Annotated in this window: 9 protein-coding genes and 1 tRNA gene; 5 read left to right on the top strand and 5 right to left on the bottom strand. The window is 34.4% G+C overall.

The genetic code is table 11. The annotated features are described in order from the left end of the window. The first annotated feature begins 246 nt into the window (after nucleotides 1–246). The 4 genes from KGI01_RS09875 (at nucleotide 247) to KGI01_RS13880 (ending at nucleotide 3,057) form a co-directional block, all read left to right on the top strand. On the top strand, nucleotides 247–966 hold the full coding sequence (locus KGI01_RS09875) for a metal ABC transporter ATP-binding protein (RefSeq protein WP_141274547.1): 720 nt from the start codon (nucleotides 247–249) through the stop codon (nucleotides 964–966). 1 nt (nucleotide 967) lies between these two features. Next, the gene (locus KGI01_RS09870; protein WP_141274546.1) at nucleotides 968–1,810 is read left to right on the top strand and encodes a metal ABC transporter permease; all 843 of its coding nucleotides are present in this window, start codon (nucleotides 968–970) and stop codon (nucleotides 1,808–1,810) included. Next, the gene (locus KGI01_RS09865; RefSeq protein WP_141274545.1) at nucleotides 1,807–2,742 is read left to right on the top strand and encodes a metal ABC transporter substrate-binding protein; all 936 of its coding nucleotides are present in this window, start codon (nucleotides 1,807–1,809) and stop codon (nucleotides 2,740–2,742) included. The genes KGI01_RS09870 and KGI01_RS09865 overlap by 4 nt, the downstream gene beginning before the upstream one ends. 165 nt (nucleotides 2,743–2,907) lie before the next feature. Continuing rightward, nucleotides 2,908–3,057, top strand: coding sequence for a hypothetical protein (locus KGI01_RS13880; protein WP_170214773.1), 150 nt, complete (start codon nucleotides 2,908–2,910; stop codon nucleotides 3,055–3,057). Nucleotides 3,058–3,122: 65 nt separating this feature from the next. On the opposite strand, the gene KGI01_RS13875 is transcribed toward KGI01_RS13880, so the two are convergent. Next, nucleotides 3,123–3,269, bottom strand: a complete 147-nt coding sequence (locus tag KGI01_RS13875; protein ID WP_170214772.1) for a hypothetical protein — start codon at nucleotides 3,267–3,269, stop codon at nucleotides 3,123–3,125. 163 nt (nucleotides 3,270–3,432) lie between these two features. Between KGI01_RS13875 and KGI01_RS09860 the strand changes: the two genes are divergently transcribed. Continuing rightward, the gene (locus KGI01_RS09860) at nucleotides 3,433–3,903 is read left to right on the top strand and encodes a hypothetical protein (RefSeq protein ID WP_141274544.1); all 471 of its coding nucleotides are present in this window, start codon (nucleotides 3,433–3,435) and stop codon (nucleotides 3,901–3,903) included. 39 nt (nucleotides 3,904–3,942) lie between these two features. On the opposite strand, the gene KGI01_RS09855 is transcribed toward KGI01_RS09860, so the two are convergent. From KGI01_RS09855 to KGI01_RS09840, 4 genes are all read right to left on the bottom strand, one after another. Beyond that, nucleotides 3,943–4,272, bottom strand: coding sequence for a hypothetical protein (locus KGI01_RS09855; RefSeq protein WP_141274543.1), 330 nt, complete (start codon nucleotides 4,270–4,272; stop codon nucleotides 3,943–3,945). A gap of 612 nt (nucleotides 4,273–4,884) precedes the next feature. Continuing rightward, nucleotides 4,885–5,127 carry a hypothetical protein gene (locus KGI01_RS09850; RefSeq protein ID WP_141274542.1) on the bottom strand — a complete coding sequence of 81 codons (243 nt, stop codon included), beginning with the start codon at nucleotides 5,125–5,127 and terminating at the stop codon, nucleotides 4,885–4,887. A gap of 481 nt (nucleotides 5,128–5,608) precedes the next feature. Further along, a tRNA-Arg gene (locus KGI01_RS09845) sits at nucleotides 5,609–5,682 on the bottom strand. 72 nt (nucleotides 5,683–5,754) lie between these two features. Next, nucleotides 5,755–6,270, bottom strand: coding sequence for a metallophosphoesterase (locus KGI01_RS09840; protein WP_141274541.1), 516 nt, complete (start codon nucleotides 6,268–6,270; stop codon nucleotides 5,755–5,757). Nucleotides 6,271–6,275 lie beyond the last annotated feature (5 nt).

Below are 6,275 nucleotides of genomic sequence, written 5' to 3'. Positions count from 1 at the left end.
TTAAAACACTCTTTTTATCGAGTGTCCTAACTACAGGTACCATACTAAACTGAGCTCTTTTTTTATTTTAATAAGCAACAAAAATGCTTAACCACTACTACGATTCGCTCTTTTTATATCTAATAATCGCTTTCTATTTACAAAACAATTGAGAACCTGTATCATAATATTAAAGTTTCTTTAAGGAAACATTTTTAGTTGAAGTGAATTTTATTTCGTGTAAGAAAAAGAAAGGGTTGTAGGCAAATGTTAACTGTTCAAAACTTAACCGTCTCTTATGGTGGTAGTCGTCCAGCTGTTGAAAATGTATCATTTGAAATTAAAAAACCTGCACTCATCGGGATACTCGGTCCAAATGGTGCAGGCAAATCAACATTAATCAAAGGTATTTTAAAATTAGTATCGAGTAAAGGAACGGTCTTATTCAATCAACAACCATTCAGTAAAATACAACGAGAAATTGCTTACGTTGAACAAAAAAGTGCGATTGATGATACATTTCCTATTACCGTACGCGAATGTGTCTCTTTAGGTCTCTACCCTAAAATGAGTTGGTTTAAAAAAATCTCGAAAGCACAATGGGAACAAGTCGATGCTGCTTTAGAAAAAGTAAATATGTTGTCTTACAAAAACAATCAAATTGGTGAGTTATCTGGTGGTCAATTCCAGCGCGTATTAATCGCTCGAACACTTGTACAACAAGCAAAATTCATCTTTCTAGATGAACCGTTTGTAGGAATTGATGCGACAAGTGAACAAGTCATCATGTCTCTACTTCGTGAACTGCGCGATGAGGGAAAAATGGTGCTAATTGTGCATCATGACTTAAGTAAAGTCGATGATTATTTTGATGAAATTCTTATGATGGACCAACATCTTATCGCTAAAGGTCCTACAAAAGAAACATTTACAAAAGAACAGCTTGCTAAAACATATGGTGCTGCACTTGGATTAGGGGTGTTATAACATGTTCTCAAACTTTATTGATGGACTAACTAATTATGAGTTTTTACAAAATGCACTGGTCACATCGATCGTAATTGGTGTCGTTGCTGGTGTCGTTGGTTGCTTTATTATTTTACGCGGAATGTCTCTTATGGGGGACGCTATTTCACACGCAGTACTTCCCGGTGTCGCCATCTCGTATATCTTTAGTATTAATTTCTTTATTGGCGCTATTCTATTCGGTCTTTTCGCATCAATTATTATCACATTCATTTCGAACAATAGTAAAATAAAGGGCGATACAGCGATTGGAATCACCTTTAGTTCGTTCCTAGCACTAGGTGTTATTTTAATAGGATTTGCGAACAGTTCAACAGATTTATTCCACATCTTATTCGGGAATGTTTTAGCTGTTCAAGATGTTGATAAGTGGTTAACTATTGGTATTGCTACGATTGTACTTATCATTGTATGGCTGTTTTTCAAACCATTACTACTCACCTCTTTCGACCCAAACATGGCGAAAGCATTCGGTGTACGCGTCAATGCCTACCATTATTTACTAATGGCACTTTTAACTGTTGTATCTGTTACAGCGATGCAAAGTGTCGGAACCATTTTAATCGTAGCTCAACTCATAACACCTGCTGCTACTGCTTACCTCTATACAAAGAGTTTACGTAACATGATTTTCTTATCCGCCTTTTTCGGAGCGCTCGCTTCAGTAATCGGCTTATTCATTGGTTACTCATTCAATTTAGCAGTCGGTTCAACGATTGTTCTAACCGCTACTAGTATCTTTTTAATTAGCTTTTTAGTATCACCAAAACAAATTCATTTAAGAAAGAAGGTTCTTCGTTCATGAAAAAATCAACCATTTGGATGAGTCTTATATTGATTCTATCCATCGCTCTTGCTGCATGTGGTAATGGCGAAGCAAAAAAAACAGAGACAGATCGTAAACAAGTTGTTGTTACAAACTCGATTCTATATGATATGACGAAAGAAATTGCAGGCGATAAAGTCGATGTACATAGCATTGTACCTGTCGGAAAAGACCCACATGACTATGAAGTATTACCAGAAGATATTAAAAAAGCAACGGATGCTGACTTAATTCTTTATAACGGTTTAAACCTTGAAACAGGTGGTGACGCATGGTTCACAAAACTGATGAACAATGCAAATAAGAAAGAAAACCGCGATTACTTTTCTGTATCAGAAGGTGTTGAACCTCTTTACTTAGAAGGCAAAAATGCAGATGGTAAAGAAGATCCGCATGCATGGTTAAGTCTTGAAAACGGTATGATTTACGTGAATAACATTACACAAAAATTAGTGTTATTAGATAAGGATAATAAAGACTATTATGCTAAAAACGCTGCAGATTATACGCAAAAACTAATGAAATTACACCAAGAAGCGAAAGAAAAATTTAGTAAGATTCCAAAAGACAAGCGTATGGTTGTCACAAGTGAAGGTAGTTTTAAATACTTCTCTCTTGCATATCAAATTCCTTCAGCTTACATCTGGGAAATCAATACAGAAGAAGAAGGTACACCAGATCAAATTAAAAATTTAGTTGACCAATTACGCAAATCAAAAGTACCTGCCCTATTCGTTGAAAGTAGCGTAGATGATCGCCCAATGAAGACCATTTCAAAAGAAACAGGTATTCCAATTCATGCAAAAATCTTTACAGACTCTATTTCTGAAAAAGGCGATCATGGCGATAGTTACTACAACATGATGAAATGGAATTTTGATCAAATTTATGATGGCTTAATGAAAAAATAACACTTTTTAAAGCAGCGAGATAATTCTCGCTGTTTTTATTTATTAACATCATAATATTCCCCAGGAAATAAACGATTGTGAAGTCATTACGACGGGGATAGAGCCTCATAGAATAGTTACTCTAGGAGGAAACTATATGGTAAATCGTATGTACAGAATTGGCGAATGGTCGTACTCAAAAAGACTTTAAAAATTAATAAGGCGTATGATGGTTTACTGTATTTTCAAGATACAGATGAGGAATTGGGTCATGAACCTTTTCTGATTATAGACGGTGTGAAAAATCGTGCTTATACCGTTCGTAATTATGATTGAAAGACGCATCGGTGAAGTAGAGGAATGAAAGAAAGACTGCGACAATTTACTGTCACAGTCTTTTATTATGATTTTTTTGCTTGTTTTTTCTTCAAGTATAATTCACGCATCTTCTCCATCTTCTCTTGTTGGTTTGTGCGTGCTGGCTTTTGCTTCTCATGATATTTTGTCACCGCTGCTTGCCCTTTTGTATCTAATTGATATTTCCCCATTGAACTCACCTACTTTTTTTCAATGACTCTATTATACATGGAATTAGAGGTAAATCATAGAAAGCTCGCTATTTTTTTAACCCTTACTAAAGTCATAGCATACCGTTTTCTCATTACAGATGATGGAATATTTGTTAGACTAATAGAAAGGAGTGAACCGTTTATGATGTTTCTAACAGTTATGGCATTATTTTTATTTGGTATTATGGCGTTATCAGGTGTCATCCTACTAATTTTAGCCATTATCCGTCCAAAAACACGCAATACAAAATTCATCTTACCTATCGTTTTATTAGTCATCTCAGGTATTGGAATTGCTTCTATGATGAGTCTATTTTTTATTACACCTAAAGATGGAACTGTGCAAGAGTATGAAAAAACAGAGAAGCTTACACAAAATATGACGATTGATGGAAATGCAGCGAAAGTGTTTGTTGAAGTTCCAAAATCAGCCGAAACACCTGATTTTTCAAAACAAGCAGATCAAATCGTACAATCTGTACGACAAGAACACGCAAATGTACGTAAAGTGATTGTTCTTTGGAATCGTGAAGGTTCCAATCAAAAAATAGCGAAATCTACATTCCATAAAGAAGGACAGGATTTCGTGTTAGATCATGAATGGTCTGAATAAAAAGTAAGAGGCTCTGGGATAACTCCCTAAGCCTCTTTTTTATACATTCTTTTGCTCTTGCCACATACTTAAAATGCCGAGTATTAATAATAAACCAACACCTGTGAATGTCAAAGATGACCATGTTAATCTCGGGTCGAGTAATTGAAAAAAGAAAGTGAAGACAGGAATGAAGCACAGCGACATCATGACGATGAACGTCTCACAATATTGAATTCCCTTTTGTAGTAGATACATCGGAATTAATACACCGATTATTGTAACAATCATAATCCACACGATATTTTCGAGAAAATAAAGTACCAATGTATCATATGTAGCGATAAACGACAGAATAATAATAGCGATAAAACGCTTCGACAAAATCATCGAACTGCTCCAACCAAGTGTACTTAATTGTTTTGAATAGATGGTACAAAGAACAACTCCAAGGGAGTAAAACGATTGGTCCAATCAGGGAACTTTCAGCCGATGATTCCCCTCTCTTTCGATCTTCGCTCAAACACCTCATACCCTCTTCCATGCTTTTGAATTTGAAATTAGTAACTAACTTAACCCATTCATTTTCAATTGTCAAATTTTTGAATTTTTTAAATGAAACATCAGATTAAAAATCTATAATTAAATTCCTTTTTTGTAATTAACGATATTATTAGTATAATAAAAAGGAGGCATTTATGAAAAAATATCTTTTATTAATTATTCTGGTTCTCTTTTTCGGTATGAATATTTTAGCGTATATAAGTCGTTTCAACCTGCTCAACACTATACAAGCTTTTCTCAACCTAGCAATCATTGTGACCATTATGATTTTTTATCCTCTCTATGATTAAAAGAAGAGGTAGTTGTACTATATCATCTAAAACTAATCCAATGTAGTACATCCACCCAAGTCTTTACTGCAAGCCAGTAATTATTATTTGGTAATTTAGTATATTACTTCTTTTTGATAGTTTCTAGCATTATATAGTATTCTATTGATTACCATTCTAAATCAGGTACTCTTTCAATAAATTTTTTTCCATCAATAATTCCATTCGCAAATAATTCTTCAGCTGTTCGGAACTCTTGTGTGTATGAATCCTTAGAACGTGTTAATAAATAACTTTTTTCTTCACCATATAGTCGACTTATCCACCATTCTTCTGATTTATATGAAAAGCTTAGTTCTTGTTCTTCATTTACTATTCCTTCTTTAAATTCTTTCCACTCTTTTTCGCTCACTTCTTTCACCTCTTCAATTTAATTGTTTTAATTGTTTTAGTAGCCTTTAGAATCGTATTATCATTTATGTCGATTGGGTTGCTTTTAGGATCGCCATGATTTGTATAATGTATATCTATATCAATTTTTTCCATAGTACCTTCTAGTATTCAATTTTCCATCTTTATAAAAATTTTTTGTTAATTTTTTCAAAACCAAATCTTCCTTTAACTATAATAATTATAGGTCGATTTAAATAGAATATGAAAAAAGAGTATTTTTGTTTCAGATAATTTTTTTACTTTTTACTTTTGGTCATACAAAAAAATCTTCCTAATATTATTAGGAAGATGATTACATAAACTTATTCTTATTATAATCCATTTCAAAAAAGTAAGAAGGGATTATTTTAAGGATTTTACTACATTGTTTAATCCCCGTTATAATCCCTTCACGTTTGACAAATCCTTATACACCAAGGATTTAAACTCTCTAACTTGTATGTCCCAGGAGGGATTCGAACCCCCGACCGACGCCTTAGAAGGGCGTTGCTCTATCCAGCTGAGCTACTGAGACAGTGTTGCTTGAGAAAAGTGAATTTCTCAAGGACAATATTTATTATAGACAAAGCTAGATAATATGTCAACATTATTTTTTTGGTATAGGAAAATAGTGTTGTGAAATGATTTGTTGGTCGGGTGTTTTGAATGTGACTGTCAATTCGTCTTGCTCTTCTTCCCACTCAATTGTTGCATAGCTCTTCGGATTGCCGCCTCTTGGCAACAACAGACTTCCTGGATTTAAAAAGAGTGTGCGTCCTACTTGTTGTGCGCCGAGTACGTGCGAGTGTCCGAATAATACGATGTCTGCTTCTACTTCTTGCGCTTTATAATCAAGTGGTGTCAGCATCATTTTAATATTGTATAAATGCCCATGTGTCATGAAGATACGGCGTTCTCCAATTGGTACAACGAATTCATCTACATAGTCAGAATCAAAGTCGCAGTTCCCTTTTACGCGGTACATCTCGTGAAAACGAGAATCATCATAACTTAACTCACTGTCGCCACAATGAAAGAAAGCATTTGCTCCCTGTTCTTGCTCATATACTTGTTCAATGATTTCTGCATTACCATGTGTGTCACTTAACACAACCACTTTCATCTAGC

This window comes from Kurthia gibsonii (assembly GCF_006539985.1).
Classification (GTDB): Bacteria; Bacillota; Bacilli; order Bacillales_A; family Planococcaceae; genus Kurthia; species Kurthia gibsonii.
The sequence above is the reverse complement of the archived record's forward strand: the minus strand, read 5'-3'. Positions and strand labels throughout refer to the sequence as shown.

Coding starts and splice junctions, on each gene's coding strand:
- KGI01_RS09875 (WP_141274547.1), top strand. CDS start 247: ATGTTAACTGTTCAAAACTTAACCGTCTCTTATGGTGGTAGTCGTCCA.
- KGI01_RS09870 (WP_141274546.1), top strand. CDS start 968: ATGTTCTCAAACTTTATTGATGGACTAACTAATTATGAGTTTTTACAA.
- KGI01_RS09865 (WP_141274545.1), top strand. CDS start 1,807: ATGAAAAAATCAACCATTTGGATGAGTCTTATATTGATTCTATCCATC.
- KGI01_RS13880 (WP_170214773.1), top strand. CDS start 2,908: ATGGTCGTACTCAAAAAGACTTTAAAAATTAATAAGGCGTATGATGGT.
- KGI01_RS13875 (WP_170214772.1), bottom strand. CDS start 3,269: ATGGGGAAATATCAATTAGATACAAAAGGGCAAGCAGCGGTGACAAAA.
- KGI01_RS09860 (WP_141274544.1), top strand. CDS start 3,433: ATGATGTTTCTAACAGTTATGGCATTATTTTTATTTGGTATTATGGCG.
- KGI01_RS09855 (WP_141274543.1), bottom strand. CDS start 4,272: ATGATTTTGTCGAAGCGTTTTATCGCTATTATTATTCTGTCGTTTATC.
- KGI01_RS09840 (WP_141274541.1), bottom strand. CDS start 6,270: ATGAAAGTGGTTGTGTTAAGTGACACACATGGTAATGCAGAAATCATT.